The sequence below is a fragment of the Roseateles sp. GW823-FHT07B05 genome, from assembly GCF_058794515.1.
The window spans coordinates 281,482-306,445 of the sequence record NZ_JBXAGX010000004.1; the positions used below are offsets into that span (position 1 = coordinate 281,482).

The 24,964-nt window shown below is 71.1% G+C and carries 25 protein-coding genes; 10 read left to right on the plus strand and 15 right to left on the minus strand.

What is annotated here, in order from left to right:
* Window positions 1-53: 53 nt before the first annotated feature.
* Window positions 54-3,608 carry an L-glutamate gamma-semialdehyde dehydrogenase gene (locus tag AC1Q7O_RS11515; RefSeq protein WP_492660018.1) on the minus strand — a complete coding sequence of 1,185 codons (3,555 nt, stop codon included), beginning with the start codon at window positions 3,606-3,608 and terminating at the stop codon, window positions 54-56.
* Window positions 3,609-3,695: 87 nt separating this feature from the next.
* On the opposite strand from AC1Q7O_RS11515, the gene AC1Q7O_RS11520 reads away from it, so the two are divergent.
* Both AC1Q7O_RS11520 and AC1Q7O_RS11525 read left to right on the plus strand, forming a co-directional pair.
* The gene (locus tag AC1Q7O_RS11520) at window positions 3,696-4,166 is read left to right on the plus strand and encodes an Lrp/AsnC ligand binding domain-containing protein (RefSeq protein ID WP_492660017.1); all 471 of its coding nucleotides are present in this window, start codon (window positions 3,696-3,698) and stop codon (window positions 4,164-4,166) included.
* A 16-nt stretch (window positions 4,167-4,182) separates the two neighbouring features.
* A complete protein-coding gene (locus AC1Q7O_RS11525) occupies window positions 4,183-4,767 on the plus strand; it encodes a PAS domain-containing protein (protein WP_492660016.1) in 585 nt (194 codons plus the stop codon).
* On the opposite strand, the gene AC1Q7O_RS11530 is transcribed toward AC1Q7O_RS11525, so the two are convergent.
* Window positions 4,764-5,459 carry a dienelactone hydrolase family protein gene (locus tag AC1Q7O_RS11530; RefSeq protein WP_492660015.1) on the minus strand — a complete coding sequence of 232 codons (696 nt, stop codon included), beginning with the start codon at window positions 5,457-5,459 and terminating at the stop codon, window positions 4,764-4,766. The two genes, AC1Q7O_RS11525 and AC1Q7O_RS11530, sit on opposite strands and share 4 nt — an antisense overlap.
* An 81-nt stretch (window positions 5,460-5,540) precedes the next feature.
* Between AC1Q7O_RS11530 and ribA the strand changes: the two genes are divergently transcribed.
* A complete protein-coding gene (ribA, locus tag AC1Q7O_RS11535) occupies window positions 5,541-6,155 on the plus strand; it encodes a GTP cyclohydrolase II (RefSeq protein WP_492660014.1) in 615 nt (204 codons plus the stop codon).
* 3 nt (window positions 6,156-6,158) lie between these two features.
* Here the strand turns inward: ribA and AC1Q7O_RS11540 are convergent, their stop codons facing one another.
* Window positions 6,159-6,962, minus strand: coding sequence for a helix-turn-helix domain-containing protein (locus tag AC1Q7O_RS11540; RefSeq protein WP_492660013.1), 804 nt, complete (start codon window positions 6,960-6,962; stop codon window positions 6,159-6,161).
* Between the two features lie 136 nt (window positions 6,963-7,098).
* Between AC1Q7O_RS11540 and bglX the strand changes: the two genes are divergently transcribed.
* Complete coding sequence (bglX, locus tag AC1Q7O_RS11545) at window positions 7,099-9,357, plus strand: beta-glucosidase BglX (RefSeq protein ID WP_492660012.1); 2,259 nt, start codon at window positions 7,099-7,101, stop codon at window positions 9,355-9,357.
* Here bglX and AC1Q7O_RS11550 read toward each other — a convergent pair whose 3' ends face one another.
* Window positions 9,358-9,750, minus strand: a complete 393-nt coding sequence (locus AC1Q7O_RS11550; protein ID WP_492660011.1) for a VOC family protein — start codon at window positions 9,748-9,750, stop codon at window positions 9,358-9,360.
* Between the two features lie 188 nt (window positions 9,751-9,938).
* On the minus strand, window positions 9,939-10,460 hold the full coding sequence (locus tag AC1Q7O_RS11555; protein ID WP_492660010.1) for a DUF1697 domain-containing protein: 522 nt from the start codon (window positions 10,458-10,460) through the stop codon (window positions 9,939-9,941).
* Window positions 10,461-10,504: 44 nt separating this feature from the next.
* Between AC1Q7O_RS11555 and AC1Q7O_RS11560 the strand changes: the two genes are divergently transcribed.
* Complete coding sequence (locus AC1Q7O_RS11560) at window positions 10,505-11,437, plus strand: hypothetical protein (RefSeq protein ID WP_492660009.1); 933 nt, start codon at window positions 10,505-10,507, stop codon at window positions 11,435-11,437.
* A 7-nt stretch (window positions 11,438-11,444) separates the two neighbouring features.
* On the opposite strand, the gene AC1Q7O_RS11565 is transcribed toward AC1Q7O_RS11560, so the two are convergent.
* Window positions 11,445-12,215, minus strand: coding sequence for a helix-turn-helix domain-containing protein (locus AC1Q7O_RS11565; RefSeq protein ID WP_492660008.1), 771 nt, complete (start codon window positions 12,213-12,215; stop codon window positions 11,445-11,447).
* A 109-nt stretch (window positions 12,216-12,324) separates the two neighbouring features.
* On the opposite strand from AC1Q7O_RS11565, the gene AC1Q7O_RS11570 reads away from it, so the two are divergent.
* From AC1Q7O_RS11570 to AC1Q7O_RS11585, 4 genes are all read left to right on the plus strand, one after another.
* Window positions 12,325-12,636: a DUF2834 domain-containing protein gene (locus AC1Q7O_RS11570; protein ID WP_492660007.1), complete on the plus strand. Its 312-nt coding sequence runs from the start codon at window positions 12,325-12,327 to the stop codon at window positions 12,634-12,636.
* A 351-nt stretch (window positions 12,637-12,987) separates the two neighbouring features.
* The gene (locus AC1Q7O_RS11575; protein ID WP_492662703.1) at window positions 12,988-13,170 is read left to right on the plus strand and encodes a hypothetical protein; all 183 of its coding nucleotides are present in this window, start codon (window positions 12,988-12,990) and stop codon (window positions 13,168-13,170) included.
* On the plus strand, window positions 13,163-15,058 hold the full coding sequence (locus AC1Q7O_RS11580) for an AAA family ATPase (protein WP_492660005.1): 1,896 nt from the start codon (window positions 13,163-13,165) through the stop codon (window positions 15,056-15,058). Before AC1Q7O_RS11575 ends, AC1Q7O_RS11580 begins: the two co-directional genes overlap by 8 nt.
* 94 nt (window positions 15,059-15,152) lie before the next feature.
* The gene (locus tag AC1Q7O_RS11585) at window positions 15,153-15,356 is read left to right on the plus strand and encodes a hypothetical protein (protein WP_394512407.1); all 204 of its coding nucleotides are present in this window, start codon (window positions 15,153-15,155) and stop codon (window positions 15,354-15,356) included.
* 13 nt (window positions 15,357-15,369) lie between these two features.
* Here the strand turns inward: AC1Q7O_RS11585 and AC1Q7O_RS11590 are convergent, their stop codons facing one another.
* From AC1Q7O_RS11590 to AC1Q7O_RS11615, 6 genes are all read right to left on the minus strand, one after another.
* Window positions 15,370-15,885: a nucleotidyltransferase family protein gene (locus AC1Q7O_RS11590; RefSeq protein ID WP_492660038.1), complete on the minus strand. Its 516-nt coding sequence runs from the start codon at window positions 15,883-15,885 to the stop codon at window positions 15,370-15,372.
* Window positions 15,886-15,932: 47 nt separating this feature from the next.
* Window positions 15,933-17,594: a long-chain-fatty-acid--CoA ligase gene (locus tag AC1Q7O_RS11595; RefSeq protein WP_492660004.1), complete on the minus strand. Its 1,662-nt coding sequence runs from the start codon at window positions 17,592-17,594 to the stop codon at window positions 15,933-15,935.
* Window positions 17,591-18,463: a DMT family transporter gene (locus AC1Q7O_RS11600; protein ID WP_492660003.1), complete on the minus strand. Its 873-nt coding sequence runs from the start codon at window positions 18,461-18,463 to the stop codon at window positions 17,591-17,593. The genes AC1Q7O_RS11595 and AC1Q7O_RS11600 overlap by 4 nt, the downstream gene beginning before the upstream one ends.
* 35 nt (window positions 18,464-18,498) lie before the next feature.
* Window positions 18,499-18,720 (minus strand): cysteine-rich CWC family protein, encoded by a 222-nt coding sequence (locus AC1Q7O_RS11605; RefSeq protein ID WP_492660002.1) that lies wholly within the window; start codon window positions 18,718-18,720, stop codon window positions 18,499-18,501.
* A gap of 12 nt (window positions 18,721-18,732) precedes the next feature.
* Window positions 18,733-19,422 (minus strand): hypothetical protein, encoded by a 690-nt coding sequence (locus tag AC1Q7O_RS11610; protein ID WP_492660001.1) that lies wholly within the window; start codon window positions 19,420-19,422, stop codon window positions 18,733-18,735.
* Window positions 19,423-19,500: 78 nt separating this feature from the next.
* Window positions 19,501-20,835 (minus strand): DUF4397 domain-containing protein, encoded by a 1,335-nt coding sequence (locus AC1Q7O_RS11615; RefSeq protein ID WP_492660000.1) that lies wholly within the window; start codon window positions 20,833-20,835, stop codon window positions 19,501-19,503.
* Window positions 20,836-21,039: 204 nt separating this feature from the next.
* Between AC1Q7O_RS11615 and AC1Q7O_RS11620 the strand changes: the two genes are divergently transcribed.
* Window positions 21,040-23,094, plus strand: coding sequence for an oxidoreductase (locus AC1Q7O_RS11620; protein ID WP_492659999.1), 2,055 nt, complete (start codon window positions 21,040-21,042; stop codon window positions 23,092-23,094).
* A gap of 28 nt (window positions 23,095-23,122) precedes the next feature.
* On the opposite strand, the gene AC1Q7O_RS11625 is transcribed toward AC1Q7O_RS11620, so the two are convergent.
* The 3 genes from AC1Q7O_RS11625 to AC1Q7O_RS11635 all read right to left on the minus strand — a co-directional run bounded on the left by AC1Q7O_RS11625 (window position 23,123) and on the right by AC1Q7O_RS11635 (window position 24,959).
* Complete coding sequence (locus AC1Q7O_RS11625) at window positions 23,123-23,329, minus strand: hypothetical protein (RefSeq protein WP_492659998.1); 207 nt, start codon at window positions 23,327-23,329, stop codon at window positions 23,123-23,125.
* 329 nt (window positions 23,330-23,658) lie between these two features.
* A complete protein-coding gene (locus tag AC1Q7O_RS11630) occupies window positions 23,659-24,342 on the minus strand; it encodes a DNA alkylation repair protein (RefSeq protein ID WP_492659997.1) in 684 nt (227 codons plus the stop codon).
* A gap of 11 nt (window positions 24,343-24,353) precedes the next feature.
* Window positions 24,354-24,959: a PEP-CTERM sorting domain-containing protein gene (locus AC1Q7O_RS11635; protein WP_492659996.1), complete on the minus strand. Its 606-nt coding sequence runs from the start codon at window positions 24,957-24,959 to the stop codon at window positions 24,354-24,356.
* Between the last annotated feature and the right edge of the window lie 5 nt (window positions 24,960-24,964).

The following is a 24,964-nucleotide window of genomic DNA, read 5'->3' on the forward strand; positions in this document are numbered from 1 at the left end:
TCTCGGCGGTTCAATCGGCCGCCGAGGATACGGCCGCGCGTCTTCAGGTCTTGTCAGGGCATGCCCGCCAGCAGCGCCGCGTTGCCGCCGGCCGCCGCCGTGTTGACGGTCAGCGTCTGCTCGGCCGTGAAGCGGTAGAGCTGGCGCACGTGGCCCGCCGCCGTCACCAGCGGCAGGATGGCGCCGGCGCGCCCAGCCAGCGCCTGCGCCAGCGTGTGGGCGGCGGCGTCGTCGGACGAGGCCAGCGCCACGCCGGCCAGCTGCGGCGCGGCCAGCAGGCCGGGCAGCGCCGTGTCGGGCGGCAGCGTCAGCGCGTTGGTGGGCAGGCCGGCACGCAGCAGGGCCTGGCGGGCGCGCTCGTCGCCGCCCAGCCAGAGCACGCTGTTGCCGGCCAGCAGCGCGCTGACGGCAGCGGCCAGGCCAGCGTCGCCTCGACCCAGCACGACGAACGCGCCGCGGGCATGGTGGCGCAGCGTGTTGCTCTCGCCGGTGGGGCCGGGCAGGTCCACATCGGCGAACTGCGACTGGGCCGCCGTGAACAGGCCGCGCAGCGCCAGCGCGGTGGCGGCGTCCAACGTGTCGGCGGCACGGCGCAGCGTGGCGATGCGGTCGGCCAGCGGCGTGTCGCGCCAGGTGGCATCGGCGGCCACGGCCAGGGGCTCGCTGCGACCGTCCAGCGCCAGCAGCGGCGCCGGGGCAGCCAGCTGCGGCTCGGCGCAGAAGCGGCGCAGGTAGTCGGGGCCGCCGGCCTTGGGGCCGGTGCCGGACAGGCCTTCGCCGCCGAACGGCTGCACGCCCACCACGGCGCCGATGATGTTGCGGTTGACGTAGACGTTGCCGATGCGCGCGGCGTCGGCCAGGCGCTGGGCGCGGCTGTCGATGCGGGTCTGGATGCCCAGCGTCAGGCCGTAGCCCAGCGCGTTGATCTCGGCGATGACGTCGTCCACCGCGCCGTCAAAGCGCACCACGTGCAGCACGGGGCCGAAGATCTCCTCGCCGAGGTCGGCGATGCGCTTGAGCTCGAAGGCCACCGGGCGGATCTGGCGCGGCATGGGCTGCGCGACGGGTGCCTTGGCGATGAGGCGCGCCTCGCGCTTGAGGCGCTCGACGTGGCGGGTGATGTTGGCGTGGGCCTCGTCGTCGATGACGGGGCCGACATCGGTGGCGAGGTCAGCGGGCTGGCCCACGTGCAGCTGTTCGAGCGCGCCCTTGAGCATCTCGACGACACCGTCGGCGATGCTCGCCTGCACGCACAGCAGCCGCAGCGCCGAGCAGCGCTGGCCGGCGGAGCGGAAGGCGCTCTGCACGACGGCGTCGATGACCTGCTCGGGCAGCGCGGTGGAGTCCACCACCATCGCGTTCAGGCCGCCGGTCTCGGCGATCAGCGGGATCGGCGAGTTGGCCTTGGCGGCCAGCGCCTTGTTGATGATCTGCGCGACGGCCGTGGAGCCGGTGAAGCAGACGCCGGCGGTGTGCGCATGGGCCACGAGGCCGGCGCCGACGGTCTCGCCCGCGCCGTGCAGCAGCGCCAGCGCATCGGCCGGCACGCCGGCGCCGTGCAGCAGCTCGACGAACTTCAGCGCGACGAACGGCGTCTGCTCGGCGGGCTTGGCGGCCACGGTGTTGCCTGCCACCAGCGCGGCGACGACCTGGCCCGCGAAGATGGCCAGCGGGAAGTTCCACGGGCTGATGCAGACGAACACGCCGCGGCCGCGCATGCCGGCCTCATCGGCTTCGGCCTGGTCGGCGTAGTAGCGCAGGAAGTCGACGGCCTCGCGGACTTCGGCGACGCAGTCGGCCTGGGTCTTGAACGCCTCCTTGACGAGCAGCGCGCAGAACTCGGCCAGGCGCGCGTCCAGCGCATCGGCGGCGCGACGCAGCGTGGCGGCGCGCTGGGCGACGGGCGTGGCGTTCCACGCGGGGAAGCCGGCGTGCAGGCGCTGCATCGCGGCGTCCACTTCCGGGCCCGTGGCCTCGGGCACGGGGCCCACGGCATGGGCCGCCAGCGCGGCCTGCAGCGGCTGGCGCTGCGCGGGCGCGGTCAGGTCGGCGCCGGTGGAGTTGGCGCGGCCGCAGCCTTGCGCGTCCAGGTACAGCGCCGGCGGCAGCGGCAGCGCGCCGGTGGGGCGCACGTCGGCCAGCGGCGAGCCCAGCAGCTCGGGCACCTGCACGGTCGGGTCGGCCAGCTGGTGCACGAACGACGAGTTGGCACCGTTCTCCAGCAGCCGGCGCACGAGGTAGGCCAGCAGGTCGCGGTGCTCGCCCACGGGCGCGTAGACGCGACAAGGGATGGTGCCGTCCTTCAGCACCTCGCGGTACACGCCCTCGCCCATGCCGTGCAGGCGCTGCATCTCGAAGGCGGCGCCGGCCGAGCGCGCCATCTGCACGATGGCGGCGATGGTGCCGGCGTTGTGGCTGGCGAACTGCGGGTAGATGACGTCGGCGTGCTGGATCAGCGCGCGGGCGCAGGCGAGGTAGGAGACGTCGGTGTGCTGCTTGTGCGTGAAGACGGGGTACTCCGCCAGGCCCAGCTCCTGCGCACGCTTGATCTCGCCGTCCCAGTACGCGCCCTTGACCAGCCGCACCATGAAGCGCAGGCCGTGTTTGCGGGCGATGGCGGCGACTTCGTCGACGACGGCCAGCGCGCGGGTCTGGTAGGCCTGCACCGCGAGGCCAAAGCCGCGCCACTGCGGGTAGACCTGCGCGATGCGCGCGGCCAGCGCGTCCAGCACGTCCAGCGACAGCTCCAGGCGATCGACCTCTTCAGCGTCGATGGTCAGGTTGATGTTGGCGTCAGCAGCCAGCTCGATGAGCTGCCACACGCGCGGCAGCAGCTCGGCGAAGACGCGCTCGCGCTGCAGCACCTCGTAGCGGCTGAACAGCGCGCTGAGCTTGATGGAGATGCCGTCGGAGGCTTCCGGGCTGTCCGCTCGCTGGCCGGCGGCAATCGCCTTGATCGCGCCGACATAGGCCGCCTGGTAGCGGCGCGCGTCGTCCTCGGTGCGGGCGCCCTCGCCCAGCATGTCGTAGCTGAACCTGAGTTGTTTCTGCTGCTTGCGGGCTTCGTCCGCCTCGCTCATCGCCTCGCGGATGTTGCGGCCCAGCACGAACTGCCGGCCCAGCAGCTGGATGGCGCGCACGGTGGCGGCAACCACGGTCTGCGCGCCCAGGCGCTTGAACAGGCCGCCGTCGTCGTCGGCGCCGGGCAGGAAGCGCTTGGACATCGAGATGGCCGATGCCGACAACGCCGCCAGCATCTTGTGCGGGCTGCCCTCGCTGGCGCCGTCGAAGTCGGCGCGGCCCAACTGGTCGGCCGTCAGCGCGATGGCGGTGGGCGCGTCCGGCACGCGCAGCAGCGCCTCGGCCAGCCGCATCAGCGCCAGGCCCTCGGCGCTGGTGATGGGGTACTCGCGCAGCAGCGACTCCATGGCCCAGAACGGCGCCGGGTTCTTGCGCACCTGCTCCACCCACGGGCCGGCCATGGCGATGACTCCGGGCCAGTCCAGCGCCGCACCGACGCGGTCGGCCAGCGCCTGCACGACGCCGGCCTCCGCGCGGTAGGCGTCTGGCAGGCGGGGCTGTTCGGGCGGGGCAGCAAAGGTGGGCATGGCTTTCTCCTGGTGAGATCAGCAATGTATTCAGAGCGCTCTTGAATTAAATTCCGACGATTGCTTGATAGCCAGAGAAAAATCCAGATGAGCGACGACAACCGGCTCGACAAGATCGACGCCCGCATCTTGCGCGTGCTGCAGGCCGACGGGCGCATTTCCAACCTGAAGCTGGCCGAGGAGGTGCACCTGTCGCCCACCGCCGTGCTGGAGCGCGTGAAGCGGCTGACGCGCGACGGCTACATCCTGGGCTACGAGGCGCGGCTGAACCCGGCCAAGCTGGGCGCGGCGATGCTGGTGTTCATCGAGGTGCACCTGGACCGCACGGTGATGGACGTGATGGACACCTTCAAGGCTGCCGTGCAGGCCCGGCCCGAGATCCTGGAGTGCCACCTCGTGGCCGGCGGCTTCGACTACCTGCTGAAGACCCGCGTGCGCGACATGAGCGCCTACCGCGAGTTCATCGGCAGCGTCATCTGGACGCTGCCCGGCGTGCGGGAAACGCGAACTTATGCCGTCATGGAGGAAGTGAAGGCGACAAACGCGCTGCCGATCTGATCTCACAATGCGCCGCATGGACATGCGGCATCAACCGGCCTGGATGCACTGGCGCCAGGCCATCGACGCGGGCGACCTGGGCGTGTGGGACCTGCGCCTGGAGCTGGAGACCGTCCATTACTCGCCCCGCTGGAAGCAGCAGCTGGGCTACCCCGACCCGCATGCCGCCGACAGCACCCACTTCTGGCGCTGCCGCGTGCACCCCGAAGACCTGCAGCCCATGCTGACCGCGATGCGCGAGCACGCACGCGACGCCCAGGCCAGCTACGAGGCGCGTTTCCGGCTGCGCAGCAACGGCTCGGGCTACCGGCTGATGCACTCGCGCGGCCGCATCATCGAGCGCAACGCCGAGGGCCGCGCGCTGCGCATGGTGGGCACCATGCTGGACCTGACCGAACGCTCGCCCACGCCCCAGGGCGGCCTGCCCGACGGGCCGCGCGGCGTGATGGAAGGGGCGCCGCTGGCGCTGCCGTTCCACCTGCTGCTGGCGGGCACCGTGGACGCCGAGGCCGAGCAGGAGCGGGACCGCGTGCTGGCGCTGGTGCACGACCTCATGCAGGCCTCCATGGCGCAGCTCGACGCGCTGCGCGCAGGTTCCTAGCCCAGCGTCTGCCCGAAGAAGCGCATCGCCCGGTCCCAGGCCTGCTGCGCCCACGCCGCGTCGTACTGCGTCTTGGCGAGGCGGCCCGGGCCTTGCGCCTCCTCGTTCGCGAAGGCGTGATGCGCCAGGTAGCGGTGGCCCTCGTAGCGCACGCCCGCCTCGGCCAGCCGGGCTTCCAGTGCGTCCACGCCGTCGAGCGGAAAAAACTCGTCCTGCGTGGCCCAGTGGGCCTGCAGCGGAATCTTGATCTGCTCGGCCTTCACATAGTCCACCGGCGGCATGCCGTACCAGACGACGGCCGCGTCGGCCTCGGGCACCGCGGTGGCCGACAGCACCGTCAGCGCGCCGCCCATGCAGTAGCCGGTGACGCCCACCTTGCCGCCGCCCAGCTTCAAGCCCTTCAGGTAGGCCACGGCGCCGCGCACGTCCTGCGACGCGGCGTCGCCGAAGTCCAGGCCCGTCATCAGGTGGTGCGCTTCCTCCTGCTCCACGGTGCTCTTGCCGCGGTACAGGTCGGGCACCAGCGCCGTGAAGCCGGCATCGGCCCAGCGCTGCGCGACACCGCGGATCTGGTCGTTCAGGCCCCACCACTCCTGGATGACGACGACAGAGCCCACCGGCCGGGCGGCCTCGGCCAGGTAGCCGCTGACGCTGACGCCATCGGGACGCTGGAAGCTGATGGTCTGGGGCATGGTCGACTTTCGGAAGTTAGAGGCCGCAGTCTGCCCTGTTCGCCACGGGTTTTCCCGTGCGGGGCGACAATGCCCACAGCCATGAAGATCGAACGCATCGTTTCCACCCGCCTGCCGACGCCCCACGGCGAGTTCGCCATCCACGGCTTCCGCGAAAGCGACAGCGGGCAGGAACACGTCGTGCTCAGCATGGGCGACCTGGTCGGCCAGCCCGGCGACGAGCCGCCGCTGGTGCGCGTGCACTCCGAGTGCATGACCGGCGAGGTGTTCGGCTCGCTGCGCTGCGACTGCCGGCCGCAGCTGGAAAGCGCGATGGAGCGCATCGCCAAGGTGGGCCGCGGCGCCATCATCTACATGCGCGGCCACGAGGGCCGGGGCATCGGCCTGGTGCAGAAGCTGCGCGCCTATGCCGAACAGGACGCCGGCGCCGACACCATCGAGGCCAACGCCGCTCTGGGCCTGCCCATCGACGCGCGCCGCTACGACGCGGCCGCCTGCATGCTGCGCGCCCTCGGCGTGCACCGCATCCGGCTGCTGACCAACAACCCGCTCAAGATGGCCGCGCTGGCCGAGTTCGGCATCGAGGTCGTCGTGCGCGAGGCGTCGCTGACAGCCCCGGGCCCGGACAACGAGAAGTACCTGCGCACCAAGGCTGAGTCCATGGGGCACCACGACCTGGGGCACCTGTTCGAGTGAACCTCAGGTACCGCGGCGGTGCTGCTCGCGGTACGACGACGGGCTCAGCCCGTGGCGGCGCCGGAAGCGCAGCGTGAAGTAGAACGGGTTCGCGAAACCCACCATCTCCGCCACCTCGGCCACGGGCTGGCCCGTGGCGCGCAGGTAGTGCGCGGCCATCTCCAGCCGCCGCTCCTCCATGTAGGCCTGCGGCGAGCGGCCGGTGCCGCGGCGGAACAGCAGGCAGAACTGCGAGCGCGACAGGCCGGCGAACGCGGCCAGCTCGTCCACGTTGACCGGCGCGGCCAGGTCGCAGTGGAAGCGCTCCAGCACGCGCTCGATGCGCGGGTCCACCGGGCTCGCGCCGGCCGGGCTGGCCGCGGCGGACGCCACCCGCAGCAGGAAGGCCTCCAGCAGCGCCTCGACGATGGGCTCGCGCTCGGGCAGGTCGGGCTCGGTGAGGTTGAAGCGGTGCGCCGCCTCCAGCTGCGAGGCCAGCTCCACGCGCAGCGACACGTCGCCGACGGCGTGCGCCTGCCAGGGCCGCGCGTGGTCGAACCAGTCCAGCCGCTCGCCCAGCCGGGGCGTCATCCGAAAATGTAGCCAGTAGAACTCCCAGCCCGTCTGCGGGTCGGGGATGCGGTAGGAGCGCGCGTGGCCCGGCGCCAGCAACAGCAGCTCACCCACGCCGGTGGTGACCGCCTGCTGCGGGAAGCACACCTCCCCTTTTCCCCGAAGCGTGAAGTAACCGTTCCAGTGCGCGAGGTTGCCCTCCACCCATTGCCGCGGCTCGGCACGGCTGTTGAAGTAGCCGGTCATGGGCATCATGGGCCCGGTCGATCCGATCACGCCGCGCATCGGCCGATGTTATAGGTGGATCGCCCGTGCGGCGATTCACGCGGTGCCGGTGCCGCCCCTAGAGTCGCCGCCGGCCCGACAACAACATCGCTCAAGGAGACTCCCCATGGCACGACTGTCCCGGCTCGCCGCCGCCGCCTGCGCCACCCTGCTGGCCGGCAACGCCCTCGCGGCCGATGCCGTCACCCAGCGCGCCAACGCGCTGCTCGCCCGCATGACGCTGGAGGAAAAGATCGGCCAGCTCACGCAGCTGGGCGCCGAGGTGCCGGGCCCGAACAAGGAGACGCCGGATGCACTCATCCGCGCCGGCAAGGCCGGCTCGGTTTTGTGGACCTTCGACTCCGACCTCATCGCACGGCTGCAGCGCGTGGCCGTCAAGGAGAGCCGCCTGGGCATCCCGCTGCTGTTCGGCTACGACGTCATCCACGGCTACAAGAACGTCTTCCCCGTGCCGCTGGGCCTGGCCGCGACCTGGGACCCGGCGCTGGTGGAACGCTCGCAGGCGATCGCCGCGAAGGAGTCGTGGGTGGCCGGCGTCAACTGGACGTTCACGCCCATGGTGGACATCGCCCGCGACGCGCGCTGGGGCCGCATCGTGGAGGGCGCCGGGGAGGACACCTTCCTGGGCGTGGCCATGGCGCGCGCCCAGGTGCGTGGCCTGCAGGGTCCGGTACTCGGCACGCCCGAGCGGGTGCTGACCAGCGTGAAGCACTTCGCTGCCTACGGCGCGGCCGACGGCGGGCGCGACTACGACTCGGTCTTCGTGCCCGAGGTGCAGCTGCGCAACGTGTATTTCCCGCCCTTCCAGGCGGCCATCGACGCTGGCGCCGGCACCGTCATGTCGGCCTACATGACGCTCAACGACGTGCCGGCCTCGGGCAACCGCTGGCTGCTGCGCGACGTGCTGCGCGGCGAGATGGGCTTCAAGGGCTTCGTCATCAGCGACGCGTTCGCCGTGCAGTCGCTGGAGAACCACGGCTTCGCGGCGGACAACGCCGACGCGGCCGCCCGCGGCCTGCAGGCCGGCGTGACGATGGACATGGCCAGCAACAGCTACATGCGCCAGCTGCCCGCGCTGGTGAAGGCCGGCACCGTGCCGCAGCGCGTGGTGGACGACGCGGTGCGCGAGGTGCTGGCGGTGAAGCTGCGCATGGGCCTGTTCGAGCAGCCCTACGGCGCGCCGGAGCGCAAGGCCGCCGTCTTCAACGACCCCGCCCACCGCGCCGCCACGCGCGAGGCAGCGCAGCGCTCGATGGTGCTGCTGCGCAACGAGGGCCGCGCGCTGCCGCTGGCCGCGTCGCTGAAGCGCATCGCCGTCATCGGCCCGCTGGGCGACAGCGGCGAGGACATCCTCGGCTCCTGGACCGTGGAGAAGGGCCCGGGCGTGTCGGTGCTGGCCGGCATCCAGGCCCGCTGGCCGCAGGCCGAGGTGACCTTCTCGGCCGGCGGCGACATGCAGCGCGCCTACCCGCTGCCGTGGGATGCCGACCAGGGCAAGGCTGCGCCCGCGCTGATGTCCGCGGCCGACCAGCAGGCCGCGCTGGCGAAGGCCGTGGAGGCCGCCCGCCAGGCCGAGGCGGTGGTGATGGTGCTGGGCGAGCGCGCCAACATGAGCGGCGAGGCGGCGTCGGTCGCGTCGCTGGCACTGCAGGGCAACCAGCAGGCGCTGCTGGAGGCCGTGGTGGCCACCGGCAAGCCGGTGGTGCTGGTGCTGCTGAACGGCCGGCCGCTGGACATCCGCTGGGCCAGCGAGCACGTGCCGGCCATCGTGGAGGCGTGGTTCCCGGGCAGCGAGGGCGGCCACGCGGTGGCCGACGTGCTGAGCGGTGCCGTCAACCCGGGCGGCAAGCTGCCCGTGACCTGGCCGCGCAGCACCGGCCATGTGCCGGCCTACTACAACCACAACCGCACGCATGCCGATGAGACCGGCCGCACCTTCACGTCGCGCTACGCAACGGACGCGCCCTCCTCGCCGCTCTACCCCTTCGGCCATGGCCTGAGCTACACGAGCTTTGCCTACGGCGACGTGACGCTGGACCGCACGACGGCCCGTGCGGGCGAGCCGTTGAAGGTCAGCGTCACCGTGCGCAACACCGGCGCCGTGGCGGGCGACGAGGTGGTGCAGCTCTACACGCACCAGCGCTCGGGCAGCGCCGCGCGGCCGCAGCGCGAGCTCAAGGGCTTCCAGCGCATCCACCTCGCACCGGGCGCTGCGCAGATGGTGAGCTTCACGCTGGGCCGCGACGAACTGAAGTTCTGGAGCCCGGTCACGCGCGCCTGGGGCGTGGAACCGGCGGCCTTCGACGTGTGGGTGGGCGGCAGCTCGGCGGCCACCGCGCATGCCGAATTCCGGCTGACGCGCTGATCAGGGCTGGCGCGCGTAGCTGCGCGTCAGCGCCTCCCACGCATGGCCGTCGGGCTCGCGCCAGTAGACGATGCGGCCGCCGCCGTGGGTGTTGACCTGGTAGTCGTCCGGCCCGATGGGCGAGCTGCGCCAGGCGACGCCCAGCGCCTTGAGCCGGCCCATCAGCGCGTCGAACTCGGCGTCGCTGACGCGGAAGGCGTAGTGCTGCAGCGGCACCTCCATGCCCGGCGCCACCTCATCGAAGTCCACCGTCAGGTCGTCGGACACATAGACCGCGCTGAACGGCCCTACGGCCGCCTGGGCCGACCACGGCACATCGAGGATGGTGGCCAGCCGCTCGGCGGCGGCGCGGCGGTCACGGGCGGGAACGAGCAGATGGTCGAGCGTGGGCATACGGCACCTCCTGAATCAGTTGTCGATTTGCACGTTCACAGCACAGAAACCGCGGGCCGAGCGCCGGGCCGCTCCCAAGCCGGCCCGCGGGCGATGTGCGTTCGGCTCAATGCCGAACGCATCGCCGTCCCCTCGGGGGACCGACTGGACTGGCCGGCGTTCAGCCGATGCCAGTCCGGGCGAGGGGCTCATGCGCTTGCGCACTTGGCGACGGTGTCCCAGGTGCGCGTGGTGATGTCCTTGCCGAACGTCTTCTCCAGCAGCTGCATGAAGACCGGGCCCTGGGCTTCGGGCACATAACTGCAAAACACCTCGGCGCCGTCCAGGCCCCAGATGCAGGCCTCGCCGTGCGTGCGCGGCAGCTCGACGGGGCTGGCCGCCAGCGGCTCGCGCAGAAAGGTGATGACGCGCTTGGACCCGGCGCGCAGCGGGTAGGCAGCGAACGGGTCGGCCGCGATCAGCTGCTGCAGGTGCTGGCTGGCGCGCACATGGGTCTCGAAGCTGCGGCCCAGACCGGCCTGCATGGCCGCCTCCAGCTTCTTGCGCAGCGTGGCGGCGGAGGCCGCGCGTGGCGTGCTGAACGCGACGTTGCCGCTGCTCAGCAGCGTCTTCACGTCGGTGAAGCCGGCGTCCTCCAGGCTGCGCTGCAGCTCGGGCATCTTGCAGTTCATCGGGCTCACACCGCGGAGCAGGGCGACGTAGCGGGGCATGGGGGGCAGCAGCGGTGGTGGAGGCTGCACGCTAACGCATCCGCGTGCCGACGTTCAATCCCGCCGATGGCAGCGAAGCGCCCGCAAGACAAAACCGATTGCGCCGCCGCAGGTCTCCACAGAAACTGCAGTTAGGCGCCCCGACCACAGCGGCCAAGGAGACCGTCTTGAAAGCGAACCGGATATTCGTCATCCCGCTGGGCTACGACCAGAGCGGCGAGCTGCTGGACGGGGCCAAGGCGCTGTGCCAGAAGCTGGGGTCGAAGGGGCAGAACGTGGCCTGCATCCCACAGGGAAAAAAGGACCACCCCGGGGCCACCGGCAAGGAACTTCTCGACAACCTCGATGCGGAGGAAGACATCGGCGTCTACATCCTCGGCCACCACGGCCGCGAGATCAGCGGTCTGGGCAACCACACGCCCGCCGAGGTGGCAAAGATCATCATCGATCTCGGCTTCAAGCACATCCGCAAGCTGTGCCTGGTGGCCTGCCGGCTAGACACGCCCGAACCGGCCGCAAAAATCGATTTCGCGGCGGGCGAGAGGCTGGACAAGCAGGTCTCGCTGATCGGGCAGGCAGCGCACATGAAGACGAAGAACCCCGAGATGTCCACCCAGCTCGAGAAGCAGGCGAGTGACGCGCAGCTCAACGCGCAGGCATCGTTCATGGGCCAGTTGGCCACCGGCCTGGCGGCGAGCGGCCTGCGGCCCATGATTGCCGGCTGGGACTCCTTCGTCACCGTCTGCTACGCCGGCAACAAGGCCATCAAGGGCTTTGACGGGACCAACGTGGCAGCCAACAACGGCCGCAAGGTGTTCGAGGAGTCCAAGAACTATCTGTTCGGCAACCCCAAGGACGGCGAGGCGGTACGCACCCGCAAGCGGCCGCACAAGGTGGTCGTCCGCTGGGAGAACAAGGACGGGCAGGACGTGCTGGTGCGGGCCGACGAAGGGTGGTCAGACAAGCACCGGGGCTGACCCGTCGTCACCCACCCGGGCCAGCGAGCAGCGCCTCCCGCGTCACCTCGTCCGTCGGGAACAGGTGCTCCACCTTCAGCGATGCCAGCGTGATGTCCAGCGGCGTGCCGAAGCTGGTGATGGTGGAGAAGAAGCTCAACACGCGCCCGTCCGCGGCGCGCAGGCGGAAGGCCAGCACCGGCTGCTGGCTGCTGGTCTCGCTGACGGTCCACGGCGCCAGTGTCGGCCGCAGCTCGTCCAGCAGCGCGCGCAGCCGCGGCAGGTGCTCGGCCTCGCGGCTGGCGCGGGCCCACATCTCGTTGCACAACCAGGCCTCGTCCACGCACAGCGTGCGCAGGCCGCCAGGCGCGAAGACGGCGCGCAGCAGGTTCAGCGGCTGGGTCAGCATGGCCTCGGCGTCCAGGCCCAGCAGCGACATCAGCCGCGCCAGTCCGGCGTTGGCCATGACGACGTTGTAGTCGCCGTCCAGCACCAGCGCAGGCGCCGCGCCGTTGGCATGGATGAGCTGCGCCAGCGCCGCACGCACCGGCGCCATCTCGGGCGCATCCAGCGCCCGCTCGGCGTGGGCGGGCGCGTAGCCGGCGGCCAGCAGCGCCTGGTTGCGCTCCTCCAGCGTGGCGCCCAGCGCATCCAGCAGCGCCAGCAAGGTCTCGCGGCCCGCGCGCGAGCGGCCGGTCTCGATGCAGCTGAGGTGGCGTTGCGACACGCCGGTGCGCAACGACAGCTCCAGCTGGCTGACGCGGCGCGACTTGCGCAGGGTGGCGAGGGTGGCGGTCATGCGGCGAATTCTGCGGGGGCGCCGGATGCGCCGCCATGACCTCCCAGGTCATTGCGGCCATGCACCCGGCTGCCGAGCATGGCGGCCCCCCAACCCCAAGGAGATCGTCATGCGCCCCATCCTCTTCCTCGCCTTCGCTGCGTTCGGCGCGTTCTCGCTGTACGCGATGTGGGCCGTCGGCTACGTCGGCATCTGGCAGGCCGGCATGGCCAGCATCGGCGCCTGGCAGCTGCTGGTGGACTTCATCATCACGTCGTTCATCCTGCTGGGCTTCATCGCACGGGACGCAAAGGCCACGGGTCGCACGGTGTGGCCCTACGCGCTCATCACCCTCGCTGCCGGCTCGTTCGGGCCGCTGCTGTACCTGCTGCTGAGCCCGCGCGAAGCAGCTCCCCGGCTGGGCCGCGAAGCCACCGCCTGAGCCCCCTCCCCCGCTAACGCCCCGTTGGCGCGCCACAACGCCGACGGGGCGTTGCGCTTGCGCAAGCATCCCCAACGCCCTCATCATTCGCGCCCTTGCTGAAGGCGCCCACGACAGCGCCCGCAAATCGGAGATCCCTGCTATGTCCTCCCTGTTCATCTCGACGATCGACTGAACACGGTTCCCGAGCCCCGGCTGAACCGTGTCTGTTCACAGATACGGCCTCAGACCGCGCTGGCTAAGCAAAGCCCCGCTGCCCTTGAGCCGGGGCTTTTGCTTTTCGGAAACCGAATGAGTGCACAACTCCGTTCCCGCGCCCTCCAGGAGGGGCGGGTCAAGGCCCTGCGCCGCATGAAACAGCCGATGACGCTGGTGCTCGAAACGAGCATCGGTGCGCGCGACCCCGTCGCCCGCGCCCTCAGCGCACGCGGCTCGCGCGGCGCCGGCCAACACATCCAGAGCCGCGGCGCACAACGCCGGGCCGACCGCATGGCGCTGCAGGCGCTGCTGCGAAGAAAGGACTGGGATGAATGATTCCCTCGAACTGCGCGCGCAGCTGGCGCAGAGAAACCAGCAGCTGCAAACCATCGCCACCCAGCTCAAGACCGAGCTGTTCGGCATCGACGCCCTCATCGACCGCGTCATCGACTCGGTGCGCGCGTGGTACGTGCTGCCCGGGCTGGTGTCACGGCCCGTCGTCGTCTGCCTGTGGGGCCTGACCGGCACGGGCAAGACCCAGCTGGTGCGCCGCCTGGCCCAGCTGCTGGGTTTCTACGACCGCTTCGTCGAGGTGCAGATGGACGGCTTCTCCAACGGCGCCAGCTGGCGCGGCGCACAGAACATCTCCGGCATGCTGGCGCAGAGCGGCGTGCGCGAGGGCGAGCCAGGCATCCTGGTGCTGGACGAGTTCCAGCGCTTTCGCACCATCGACGCCAAGCGCAACGATGTGCGGGTCGAGCGCTACCAGGATGTGTGGGCGCTGCTGTCCGATGGCCGGCTGCCACCGGCGCTGTCGCTGCTGGGGGACATCGAGTCGACGCTGGCCGAGGCCGCCTTCGACGCCGAGCGCGCCGACGAGGACGATGCCCGGCTGCGCTTCAAGCTCAGCAGCTACGAGGCGCGCGCGCTGCGGCAGAGCCTCAAGCTCGACCTGCCGCTGCTGGAGGTCATGGCCTGGACGCCCGAGCAGATCCAGGCCCGGCTGCGCGCGTTCCGCGAAGACGGCGCGCAGCAGTGGGACACCGACTACAGCCGGCTGCTGGTGTTCGTCTGCGGCAACCTGGACGAGATGTACGAAGACCTCGCCACCAGCGTGGACGACTGCGACAGCGATGCCGACACCTTCCACGCCGTCACCGCCAAGCTCAGCGTCATCGACGTGAAGCAGGCACTGAACCGCCGCTTCAAGCCCGAGCAGGTGGCGCGGCTGGGCAACGAGCACGTGATCTACCCATCGCTGCCGCGCCGCGCGTACGAGCAGCTCATCGAGCAGGGCTGCGAGCGCTATGCCCGCGAGACCGGTGCGCGCTGCGGCCTGCACTTCGAGCTGGACGCCAGCGTGCGCGCGCAGATCTACGCCAACGCGGTGTTCCCGGCGCAAGGCACGCGGCCGCTGTTCTCGTCGCTGCATGCCATCCTCGGCGCCGGCCTGGCCAAGGCGGCGCTGTGGGCCCTGGAGCGCGGCGCAGCACCCGGCGACGGCGTGGGCCTGACGGCCGACGGCAGCCGCCTCGTCGCGCACTGGCGCGGCCAGTCGCACGCCATCGCCGCGCCGTTCGAGATCAGCCGGCTGCGCCAGCGCAACAACGCCGACTTCCGCGCGCTGCTGGCCGTGCACGAGGCCGGCCACGGGCTGGTGCATGCGCTGCTGTTTGGCCGCGCGCCCACCGAGATCAAGATCCACGTGGCCAGCTTCGAGGGGGGCTACAACGCCTACACGTCGCGCAAGGTGTGGTCGCGCCAGAACCTGCGCGACAACCTCTGCACCAGCCTGGCCGGGCGCGCTGCGGAGCTGATGGTGTTCGGCGCGGACATGGCCTCCAGCGGCGCCGAGGGCGACCTGCGCAAGGCCACCGAGACGGCCGCGCGCATGCTGCGCCACCTGGGCCATGGCGAGCGCATCGGCCGCTGCGACGTGTCGGCCGACAGCGAGGAGCACCTGGTCACGGACGTGGAGGCCACCAACGCGCCCATCGAGGCGCTGCTGCAGGCCGAGCACGAGCGCGCCACCCGGCTGCTGGACGAGCACCGCGACGCGCTGCTGGCGCTGGTGGACGAGCTGATGGCGCAGGGCCAGGTCACGCCCGCCCGCTTCGCCGCGGTGACGGGGCTGGCACTGGACCGACCGGAGGACGCGCTGGACCCCTACGCCCGGCAGCTCGCCGCGTTCCGCGCGCCCGCGCCCGAGCGGCGCCGGGCTTAGTTCACAGCCTGTAGCAATCCCGGCGTCAACGGCCCGGCCCGGCGGGCGTTGCAATCAGACCGACGGCCCTCCAGCCGCTCGATGCGAGCCCCTCATGACCACGCTGACCCTCACTTTCCAAGGCCAACCCGGCGATGCACGCAAGGCGCTGGGCGGCCTGCTGCAACGCTTCCGCTCCGCCTACTTCGTGGAGCGCAGCGCCAGCGAATACGCCGTGACGGCCGACGAGGCCACGGCGGCCGAGCTGGCCCGGCAGCCGCAGTGGGCCACGCGCGAGCTGCAGACGCCGGCCTCGTGACGGGCGGGCCCGCTCAGGCTGGCTCCACCACGACGCGCGGCCAGCGCTCGGCGTAGCGCTTGCTGGCGCAGCGCTCCCTATAGGTCTGCACGCTGACACGCGCCGGGTTGCGCCGCACGCGCAGGCCCAGCAGGTCGTCCAGGCCCAGCGGCGCAATGACGTGCAGCGCGTCGGCCCCGTCCAGCCACACGCCCACCGCGGTGGCGGGCTCGGGCCAGCTGGCCACCGCCTCCGTCAGCGAGTGCAGCGGCGCCACGGCATGGCCGAAGTGCCGCTCGAACCACCGGTGCACGCCGGCCTGGTTGGTGACTTCCCAGGGCAGGTCCACGCGCTGGCACAGCCGCTGCTGCAGCGCGGCGTCGCGCGCCGGGTCCAGGTCGTCGGCGTCGAAGTAGACGAAGTCCACGTCGGCCAGCGCGCTGGCCTGCGCATGGCCGTGCAGCGCGTCCCACACCAGGTTGCGCAGCGCGCCAGCGCCGATGCACCAGCTCGCCAGCCCCAGCTCGCGGCCGGCGCGCAGCGCGGCCATGAACCACGGCGTGCCGCGCACCAGCCCCGTCAGGCGCTCGACGTCGCTCACCGCGCCTTCTCGCGCTCCTGCAGCGCGCGCCACATCACCTTGCCCGCGCCGCTCTTGGGCAGGCTGTCGGCGAACTCGATGAGCGCCGGCACCTTGTAGGCCGCCATGTTCGCGCGGCACCAGTCGCGCAACTGCTCGGCGCTCAGCGCCTCGTGCCCAGCGCGCTTCACGACGAAGGCCTTGACCGTCTCGCCGCGGTAGGCATCGGGGGCCGACACGATGCAGGCCTCGGCAACGCCGGGGTGGCCGTGCATCAGGTTCTCCACCTCGGAAGGCCAGACCTTGAAGCCGCTCGCGTTGATCATGCGCTTGAGGCGGTCGGTCATGAAGAAGTAGCCGTCGGCGTCAACGAAGCCGATGTCGCCCGTGCGGAAGAAGCGCTTGCCGTCGAGCTCGAAGAAGGCGGCCGCCGTCGCATCCGGATGGCGCCAGTAGCCGTCGAACACCATCGGGCCGTGCACGACGATCTCGCCGGCCTGGCCCACGGGCAGCTCCTGCTGCGTGTCGAGGTCCACCACGCGCGCATCGCAGCTGATGTAGGGCACGCCCAGGCATTGCTGCTTGGGCGCGTCGTGCGGATTGCTGTGGCTGGGCGCGGCGGTCTCGGTGAGGCCGTAGCCCTCGGCATAGCGCAGGCCCCAGCGCTGGCGCAGCCGCTCGGCGATGGCCTGCGGCATGGCCGCGCCGCCGCCGCCGATGTAGACGAGGCTGGAGAGGTCGAAGCTGTCCACCTCGGGGCTGGCCAGCAGGTCGATGACCATCGTCGGGATGTTGGTCCATCGCGTGATGCGGTGGTGTTTGATGAGCCGCGCCGCGTACTCGCGCTGCCAGCGCGGCATCAGCACCAGGCTGGCGCCGGCCATCAGCGTGCCGTGCAGCACGACCACCATGCCGGTGATGTGGAACATCGGCACGACGCCCAGCACCACGTCCTCGTGGCTGCCGTTGGCCCACAGCGCACCGGCGAACACGTTGTGCTGCAGGCTGCTGTGCTTGTGCATGCAGCCCTTGGGGTGGCCGGTGGTGCCACTGGTGTAGCCCAGCAGCGCGAGGTCGTCGGCGCCGCTGGCCAGGGCCGGGGGTGGCGCAGTGCAGGCCAGCGCCTCGGCCCAGGGCGTGGCGCCGGCGGGCAGCGCGAGGTCGGCATTCAGCCAGTCGGCCCAGCCGGCCGGCAATCCATCAGGCACGGCCCGGCCGCCAGGCAGCACCTCGGCCAGCTGCGTGACGAGCAGGTCCTTGGCCGCCATGCCGGCGGCCAGCCATTCGGCGCTGAGGTCGGCGCTGGTGATGGCGAGCACGGCGCCGCTGTCCTCGATGAGGTGGCGCAGCTCCGCCGCCTTGTTCATCGGGTTGACCGGCACGACGACGGCGTTGGCGCTGAAGATCGCGTAGTGCGCGACGACCAGCTGCGGGCAGTTCTGCAGGTCCACCAGCACGCGGTCGCCCGGCTTCACGCCGCGCTGCGCCAGCCAGGCGGCCAGGCGCTGCACCTGGGCCAGCAACTGGGCGTAGGTCGTCACGTGGCCCAGGAACACCAGCGCCGGCCGGTCGGGAAAGCGGCGCGCGCTGACGAGCAGGTTGTCGGCCAGCGACGTGGCCGGCGGCGTGATCGCGTGCGGCACGCGGGGCGGCCAGAAGGCGTGGTGGGCTCGGGTCATGCAGACGTCTCCGGTTTCCTCGCGACGACGAGATAGACGCCCAGCAGCGTCACGCCCATGCCGGCGATGGCTTGTGCGCCCAGTGTCTCGCCGAACAGCAGCCACGCCATCACCGAGGTGACAGAGGGCACCAGATACATGGTGCTGGACACGGCCGTCACGCGGCCATGCCGCAGCATGTAGAACATCAGGCTGATGCCGCCCGCCGTCAGCACGAGGATGCTCCAGCCCATCGCGAGGAAGACGTCGCGGTTCCACTCGATGCGCATGGGCTCCAGCGCCCAGGCCAGCGGCAGCGTGACGGCCAGCGCGGCGGCAAACTGCACGACCTGGCCGGTGCGCAGGTCGAACTGCGGCACGAAGCGCTTCTGGTACAGCGTGCCGCCGGTGATGGCCAGCAACGACATCAGGCACAGCGCCAGCGGCGGGCCGTAGCTGGCACCCAGGTTGAGCTTGTGCCAGATGACGAGCACGACGCCCGCGAGGCCCAGCGCCACGCCCAGCCACTGCCGCGGCGCGACGCGTTCACCGATCAGCGGCGCGGCCGCCGCCACCAGCACCGGCTGCAGGTTGACGATGAGCGCCGCGGTGCCGGCCGGCAGCCCCTGGCGGATGGACACCCACACGCCCGCCAGGTACAGCGCCTGGATGCCCAGGCCTGCGACGGCCAGGTGGCCCATGTCACGCCGCGACGGCCACGGCGCGCGCGCGGCCAGCGCCAGGCCCAGCATCAGCGCGACGACACCGGCATAGCGCCAGCTCAGGAAGGTCAGCGGGTCGGCATAAGGCGCCGCGAGCTTGGCGACGATGTAGCCGGTGGCCCAGATGAAGATGAACAGCGGCGGGGCGAGGCGGTCGAGGGCGGTCATGAGCCGGCCATCATGCCTGCACCGGCAGCACCCGCTCAGTGCGGCGCTGCCCCGGCATCGACGAGCTCGCGCAGGCAGCGCATGCACAGGCAGCGGTCGGGGTAGCGCGCCGCCAGCTCGGTGCGCAGCCGGTCGGTCAGGTGGATGCCGAAGCAGTCGCAATGGCCTGCATTAGCGCCGCACTCGAAGCCGCCGCCACAGCGCGGACAGCGGGTGGCCTGCATGTCGGCCTCGGTCGGGACGGTCTTGTTGCCCATGGCAGCTCCGGGTCAGAGCGGCGATTGTGGATCGTCGTCCTGCGGCGGCAGCGGCGTTGCGCGGGCCAGCGCCATCCACGTCGCGAAGTCGGGCTTGCAGGCGCGCTTCGGTGCGGGCCGGGCCAGCTCCAGGTGGGTGGCGTGGCCGATGAGCACACCGTACTCGGGCGGGATCTCCTCCGCCTCGGCGATGCCGGCCTTGATGACGAACCAGCACTGGCCGCTGAGCGCGCGGTAAGCGGCGGACTTGGCCGGCCGGCGCAGCTCACCCAGCAGGTCCGCCCGGCTGACCTTGATCTCGTGGATGGCGGGCTCCAGGTAGTCCTCCACGGTGCTGTGGCGGATGGAATAGACATCGGGCATCGCGTTGACCCACTGCGTCCTGCCGTCGTCCTGCGGCAGCCCGGCGCGCAGCGTCAGCCCGCGCCAGGCGATGCGGCCCGCCCGCTGCATCTCGGTGGCGACGCGCTCGACCAGCAGCTCGTGCGCGTCGCGGGCGGCGCGGTTGCGGGTCAGCGATTCGGCAATCAGCGCGACGCCGGCATCGGTCACGCGCAGCCGCTCGCGGCCGCCGGGCTCGGCCAGGCGCTCCACCCAGCCGGCCGCCAGCAGTTCCACCTCGACGAGATCCTGGCTGGGCCAGCCGGCGCTGCGCCACAGCTGGCGCAGGCGCTGCAGATGGAAACGGGTGGGGGCGGACATGGCGCCATCATCTTCGCGCGGCCAAGAAAAAACCCCCGGCCGAGGCACGGGGGTTTTTGCGCGGAAGCGGCGAGCCGCTTACGGGCGCTCGCGCTTGGGCACGGCAGCCATGCCCGGCACGGGCAGGTTGGTCGTGGCGGTCGTCGCGGTGTTGGGCACGGCGAAGAAGGTCCAGACGCTGCCGGCCGGGAACACCAGCGCGGAGTTGGTGTAGATGGACAGGGCCGAGGTCGGCACCGTCACGTCGACCTGCGCGCCCGTGGACGAGTTCGTGATCGAGCCGGACAGCGGCGCCGAGCCCGTGCCGGCGGCGATGTTGGAGGCGATGGTGCCGTAACCGACGCTCAGGCCCGCGCCGTTGATCTGCAGCGCGTTGACGAGGCGGATCTTGACGTCGGTGGAGACGGTGGGCAGGCGGTTGTCGTCGTCGATGACGGCCAGCTTCGGCGCGGCCGGGTCACCCCAGACCATCAGCGTGGTGTCCTTGCCAGCGGCCAGCGTCGGCGCGGTGAAGCTGACGTTGGCACCGTTGACGGCGACGCTCAGCGTGCTGGCGCCGGCGTTCGTGGTGACGTAGTCGCTGATCAGCGGGCTGACGGCGGCGGCGCTGAACATGGCCTGACCGTTGATGGACGACGTGACCGAGCCGCCGCTGGCCAGCGCGGCGACGGTGCGCACGCGGCTTTGGGTGTTGGCGAAGTTCTTGGCCGCGCCCTTTTGCACCAGCGTGATGCCGTTGACCAGCACGCCGCCGTCGGTGGCGGTCAGGATCAGCGTGTTGACGCTGGCGGAGTCCAGCGTGATGGCCGGGATGGCCAGGCGCAGGTCGGTGGGTTTGTTGTAGCCGGTCACGCAGACACGGAAGGTGCCCGAGTTGATCTGGATGTAGCCGCTGCCGGCGCCGCCGGCCAGGTTGCTGCTCAGCGCGGTTTCGTTGGTCAGGCCGCAGGTGGCCGCGGTGGTCACATAGGTGTCCAGCGCGCCGGCGTCGGGCGCCAGGTTCAGCACCAGCAGCTTGGCCTTGTTGGCGTCGGGTGCGGCCTGGGACTCTTCCAGCAGCGTCGTGCGCACGGCGCCGGAGAAGCCGTAGGTGATGTAGGTGTAGTTGCTGTTGGCGTTCAGCGTGGGCTGCGTGGCCGACACGCTGCTACCCACGTCGCTCTTCAGCACCTTGGACGCGGTGGAACCGGTGTCCACGCTGCCGTACTCGCCGACGGCAGCGTAGGCGACCTTGCTGTTGATGGTCTTGTCGTTGACCGTCAGGTCCAGCTGATCGTAGGAGCGCGTGGCATTGAGCAGGCGCACTTGGGTGCTGCTGCCGCCGCCGCCGCTACCGCCGCAGGCGGTCAGGGCAGCCATTGCCGACAGGCTCAGCGTCAGGGCCAGCCGGGTGGCCCAGGGGGTGAATCGCATCGAGAATCTCCGAAAAAACCAGGTCGCCGGGCCTTGGTGGCAAAGGTGCGGCCAAATACGCGGACTCGCGATTAGAACCCAAGCCGGAGGTGCCGCCATTTCCGCCGTCTAGCACCGGGTGAAGAACTGTTGCTGGAAAACCCGGGGGGCCATTGGTGAGACGCCTCCAATCCAGCCGGGGCCGCGCTGTTTAGCATCGGCGCGATGAACTATCCGCACCTGCTGGCCCCGCTGGACCTGGGCTTCACGACGCTGAAGAACCGCGTGCTCATGGGCAGCATGCACACCGGGCTGGAGGACGGCCGCAAGCATTTCGAGCGCATGGCGGTGTTCTTCGCCGAGCGTGCGCGCGGCGAGGTGGGGCTGATCGTCACGGGCGGCTTCGCGCCCAACATCGAGGGCTGGGCCAAGCCGTTCGCCGGCACGTTGGCGACCTCGGGCGCGGCACGGCGCCACAAGCTCATCACGGACGCCGTGCATGCCGAGGGCGGCAAGATCGCGCTGCAGATCCTGCACACGGGCCGCTACGGCTACTCGCCGCTGTGCGTGGCGCCGTCGCGCATCCAGTCGCCCATCAGCCCGTTCACGCCGCGCGAGCTGTCGCCGCGCGGCATCGAGCGGCAGATCCGCGCGTTCATCCGCTGCGCGAAGCTGGCCCGCGAGGCCGGTTACGACGGCGTGGAGGTGATGGGCAGCGAGGGCTATTTCATCAACCAGTTCCTCGTCGAACACACCAACCAGCGCACCGACGCCTGGGGCGGCTCGTACGAGAACCGCATGCGGCTGCCGCTGGAGATCCTGGCGCGCATGCGCGAGGCGGTGGGGCCGGACTTCATCATCATCTACCGGCTGTCGATGCTGGACCTCATCCCGAACGGCAGCTCGTGGGAAGAGGTCGTGGAGCTGGGCCGGCGCGTGGCGCGCGGCGGCGCCACCATCATCAACACCGGCATCGGCTGGCACGAGGCGCGCGTGCCCACCATCGCGACCAGCGTGCCGCGGGCGGGCTTCGCGTGGGTGACTGCAAAACTTCGCGCCAAGCTGCGGGAAGAAGGCATCACCACGCCGCTGATCACCAGCAACCGCATCAACACGCCGGAAGTGGCCGAAGGCGTGCTGGCGGACGGCTCGGCGGACATGGTGTCGATGGCGCGGCCTTTCCTGGCCGACCCGGCATTCGTGCAGAAGGCGCGCCAGGGCCGTGCCGACGAGATCAACACCTGCATCGCCTGCAACCAGGCCTGCCTGGACCACACCTTCGCGCAGAAGATCTCCACCTGCCTCGTGAACCCGCGGGCGGCCTACGAGCAGGAGATCGTGCTGCACCCGGTGGCCGGCGGCGCGAAGAAGCGCATTGCCGTCGTCGGCGCCGGCCCGGCCGGGCTGGCCGCGGCGACGACGCTGGCCGAGCGCGGCCATGCGGTGACGCTGTTCGACGCGGCGGCCGAGATCGGCGGCCAATTCAACATGGCCCGACGGGTGCCGGGCAAGGAGGAGTTCAGCGAGACGCTGCGCTACTTCGGCCGGCGCATCGAGGTCACCGGCATCGAGCTGAAGCTGAACTGCCGCGTGGGCGCCGACGACCTCAAGGGCTTCGACGACGTGCTGCTGGCTACCGGCGTCAGCGCGCGCGACCCGAAGATCAAGGGCCAGGCCGAGGGCGTCGCGCGCGGCCAGGTGCTGAGCTACATCGACGTGCTGCGCCACGACAAGCCGGTGGGCAAGCGCGTGGCCATCGTCGGCGCGGGCGGCATCGGCTTCGACATGGCGGAGTACCTGCTGGAGGCCGGCCACTCGCTGACGCTGGACCCGGCCGCGTGGCGCCGGCATTGGGGTGTGGGCGACCCGGCCGACGTGCGCGCGGGGCTGCTGCGCCCGGCGCCCGAGGCGCCGACGCGCCAGATCACGCTGCTGCAGCGCAAGGCCGGCAAACCCGGCGCGGGCCTGGGCAAGACAACCGGCTGGATCCACCGCGCGGCGCTGAAGATGAAGCGGGTGGAGATGCTGGCCGGCGTGAACTACGAGCAGATCACGCCCGAGGGGCTGTGGGTGAGCTACGGGGAGAAGCGGGCGGACGCCCAGCTCATCGAGGCCGACACCATCGTGCTGTGCGCCGGCCAGGAGCCGCTGCGCGAGCTGGAGGCGCCGCTGCGGGCCGCGGGTGTGAACGTGCACCTGATCGGCGGCGCGCTGGAGGCCGGCGAGCTGGACGCGAAGCGGGCCATCCTGCAGGGCACCAAGCTGGCCTGCTCGCTGTAGCGGGCGCTGGGGGGCCGGGCAACCGGGCTCAGCGGCGCGACATCTCCCACAGCTGGTACAGCGTGTGGTCGTCGTCCTCGAGGACTTCCAGGCCGCGGGCGAGGTCGAAGCTGGAGTCGTACCAGCCACAGTCCAGCTTGCGCGCACCGGCCGCTGCGGCACCACCGTGGCCTGCGGCGACGTGCGGCAGCTTGGCGTTCACGACGGGGAACTGCGAGGAGCTGAAGAATTGCATGGTGGGTCTCCGGTGCTGAGGGGTTCGACGCCGTGGAAAACGTCACACCGTCAGCATCGGCGCCGGGCCTCTTTCCCGACATCACCCAGAGGGTGGGACGAGGGGGGATACCACCGCGGCGACTCCCCCCTAACACCCCCCGCCCCCCTCCAAAGAGGGACAAGAAAATGGGGTCAGGTTCAATTTATGCCTAGCCAGCCCACCGGCCGGGCGCGGCGGACCGGCTAGGCTTGCGTCCGTGATGCGCCCCCACTGCAGGACAGCCTGCGCTCGCCCGGCTGGATGCCCCGGCCGCGCCGCCTGCAGCAGATCGACGGCCCGGGCTGGGACTACGACACCATCCGCTGAGCCAGCTCCCGCCGCGCATCGCTGCCTATCCAGCGGGCCGACTTCTCCTCGCGCCCGCACAGCCGCTCCGCCACGGTAAGTGCTGGCTCACGTAGCGCCGCACTGCGCTTGCCCGTCTGGCGCAGCGCCCAGTTGACGGCTTTCTTGACGAAGTTGCGGTCGTCGTCGGCGGCCTGCTCGATGAGGGGCAGGCGGGCGAGGAAATCGGCGTCGGGGCGCTGCTTCTGGTGCACGGCCGCCACGGCCAGCAGCGAGAAGCCGGCGCGCTTCTCGAACTCGGGCTCACGCGCCGCCCAGCGCGGGATGGCGTCCCACGCCAGCGGGCTCTTCACGAACGCATTCAGGCAGGCCTGGTCGCAGACGTCCCAGGCGCGCATGCCGGCCACCCAGTGGTCCATCTGCGCCGCGGTCAGCTTCGCCGGCTCGGCCACCATGCCGGCGAGGATCTGTGCGTCGGGGATGCCGGTGTCCCACAGCGCGAGGGCCAGGTCGTGGTCGCGCCTGAACTCGCGCGCCAGCGCGCGCAGTGTGGGCACCGCCAGGCCCAGCCGGCCTGCGCCGGTCAGGCCGAAGCGGGCCATGTCGGCCAGCGCCTCGGGGCGCGCGGCGGCGCGCAGGCGGGCCAGCGCGTCATCGAGCCGCGGGCTGCCGATGGCGACTGGCACGGCCGCGCAGCTCAGCGGGCCGCGCGGCGGCGGCCCCAGCCGGCCAGCGCGGCCACACCGGCCAGCGCCAGCCAGCCGGTGGCCGGCTCGGGCACGGCGGTGACGGACACGTTGTCGATGAGGCCACCGGCCATGTCCGATGTGCCGGTTGCCGCGAAGCGCAGCACCGCGCTGCCGCCGCTGCCCAGGTCCACCAGCGCGCTGAAGCGCTGCCAGTTCGGCACCGAGCCGCCGGCGACGCTGTCCATGACGACGCTGGAGAAGCTGCCCAGGCTGACCTGCACGCCGTGCGTGTTCGCGCCCCAGCCGATGCGCGGCGTGTACCAGAAGCTCAAGCTCACCCAGCCGGTGGCGTTGATGGTCTGGCTCATCGCGCTGTTGGCGAAGGTGTCCAGCTCGACGAGCTGGTTGCCGTCCTGCGGCAGGTTGCCTTCCAGGTGGTTCTGCAGCTCGATGTCCGGGGCGCCGGTCCAGCCGGTGATGTTGGCGCGGATGTCCCAGCTGTTGGCGGCAATCGGATCGGCCTCGAAGCTGCCGTTGACGACCAGGTTGGGGCCGGCCGCCAGCGCGGGGGCCAAGGACAGGGCCAGCACGGCGGCGGCGATGGCGGTTCTCATGGGGT

What these genes read in the sequence shown, in the direction of transcription:
- AC1Q7O_RS11515 (WP_492660018.1), bottom strand. Translation starts at nt 3,608, where the DNA reads ATGCCCACCTTTGCTGCCCCGCCCGAACAGCCCCGCCTGCCAGACGCC.
- AC1Q7O_RS11520 (WP_492660017.1), top strand. Translation starts at nt 3,696, where the DNA reads ATGAGCGACGACAACCGGCTCGACAAGATCGACGCCCGCATCTTGCGC.
- AC1Q7O_RS11525 (WP_492660016.1), top strand. Translation starts at nt 4,183, where the DNA reads ATGGACATGCGGCATCAACCGGCCTGGATGCACTGGCGCCAGGCCATC.
- AC1Q7O_RS11530 (WP_492660015.1), bottom strand. Translation starts at nt 5,459, where the DNA reads ATGCCCCAGACCATCAGCTTCCAGCGTCCCGATGGCGTCAGCGTCAGC.
- ribA (WP_492660014.1), top strand. Translation starts at nt 5,541, where the DNA reads ATGAAGATCGAACGCATCGTTTCCACCCGCCTGCCGACGCCCCACGGC.
- AC1Q7O_RS11540 (WP_492660013.1), bottom strand. Translation starts at nt 6,962, where the DNA reads ATGATGCCCATGACCGGCTACTTCAACAGCCGTGCCGAGCCGCGGCAA.
- bglX (WP_492660012.1), top strand. Translation starts at nt 7,099, where the DNA reads ATGGCACGACTGTCCCGGCTCGCCGCCGCCGCCTGCGCCACCCTGCTG.
- AC1Q7O_RS11550 (WP_492660011.1), bottom strand. Translation starts at nt 9,750, where the DNA reads ATGCCCACGCTCGACCATCTGCTCGTTCCCGCCCGTGACCGCCGCGCC.
- AC1Q7O_RS11555 (WP_492660010.1), bottom strand. Translation starts at nt 10,460, where the DNA reads ATGCCCCGCTACGTCGCCCTGCTCCGCGGTGTGAGCCCGATGAACTGC.
- AC1Q7O_RS11565 (WP_492660008.1), bottom strand. Translation starts at nt 12,215, where the DNA reads ATGACCGCCACCCTCGCCACCCTGCGCAAGTCGCGCCGCGTCAGCCAG.
- AC1Q7O_RS11570 (WP_492660007.1), top strand. Translation starts at nt 12,325, where the DNA reads ATGCGCCCCATCCTCTTCCTCGCCTTCGCTGCGTTCGGCGCGTTCTCG.
- AC1Q7O_RS11575 (WP_492662703.1), top strand. Translation starts at nt 12,988, where the DNA reads ATGAAACAGCCGATGACGCTGGTGCTCGAAACGAGCATCGGTGCGCGC.
- AC1Q7O_RS11580 (WP_492660005.1), top strand. Translation starts at nt 13,163, where the DNA reads ATGAATGATTCCCTCGAACTGCGCGCGCAGCTGGCGCAGAGAAACCAG.
- AC1Q7O_RS11585 (WP_394512407.1), top strand. Translation starts at nt 15,153, where the DNA reads ATGACCACGCTGACCCTCACTTTCCAAGGCCAACCCGGCGATGCACGC.
- AC1Q7O_RS11590 (WP_492660038.1), bottom strand. Translation starts at nt 15,885, where the DNA reads ATGGCCGCGCTGCGCGCCGGCCGCGAGCTGGGGCTGGCGAGCTGGTGC.
- AC1Q7O_RS11595 (WP_492660004.1), bottom strand. Translation starts at nt 17,594, where the DNA reads ATGACCCGAGCCCACCACGCCTTCTGGCCGCCCCGCGTGCCGCACGCG.
- AC1Q7O_RS11600 (WP_492660003.1), bottom strand. Translation starts at nt 18,463, where the DNA reads ATGACCGCCCTCGACCGCCTCGCCCCGCCGCTGTTCATCTTCATCTGG.
- AC1Q7O_RS11605 (WP_492660002.1), bottom strand. Translation starts at nt 18,720, where the DNA reads ATGGGCAACAAGACCGTCCCGACCGAGGCCGACATGCAGGCCACCCGC.
- AC1Q7O_RS11610 (WP_492660001.1), bottom strand. Translation starts at nt 19,422, where the DNA reads ATGTCCGCCCCCACCCGTTTCCATCTGCAGCGCCTGCGCCAGCTGTGG.
- AC1Q7O_RS11615 (WP_492660000.1), bottom strand. Translation starts at nt 20,835, where the DNA reads ATGCGATTCACCCCCTGGGCCACCCGGCTGGCCCTGACGCTGAGCCTG.
- AC1Q7O_RS11620 (WP_492659999.1), top strand. Translation starts at nt 21,040, where the DNA reads ATGAACTATCCGCACCTGCTGGCCCCGCTGGACCTGGGCTTCACGACG.
- AC1Q7O_RS11625 (WP_492659998.1), bottom strand. Translation starts at nt 23,329, where the DNA reads ATGCAATTCTTCAGCTCCTCGCAGTTCCCCGTCGTGAACGCCAAGCTG.
- AC1Q7O_RS11635 (WP_492659996.1), bottom strand. Translation starts at nt 24,959, where the DNA reads ATGAGAACCGCCATCGCCGCCGCCGTGCTGGCCCTGTCCTTGGCCCCC.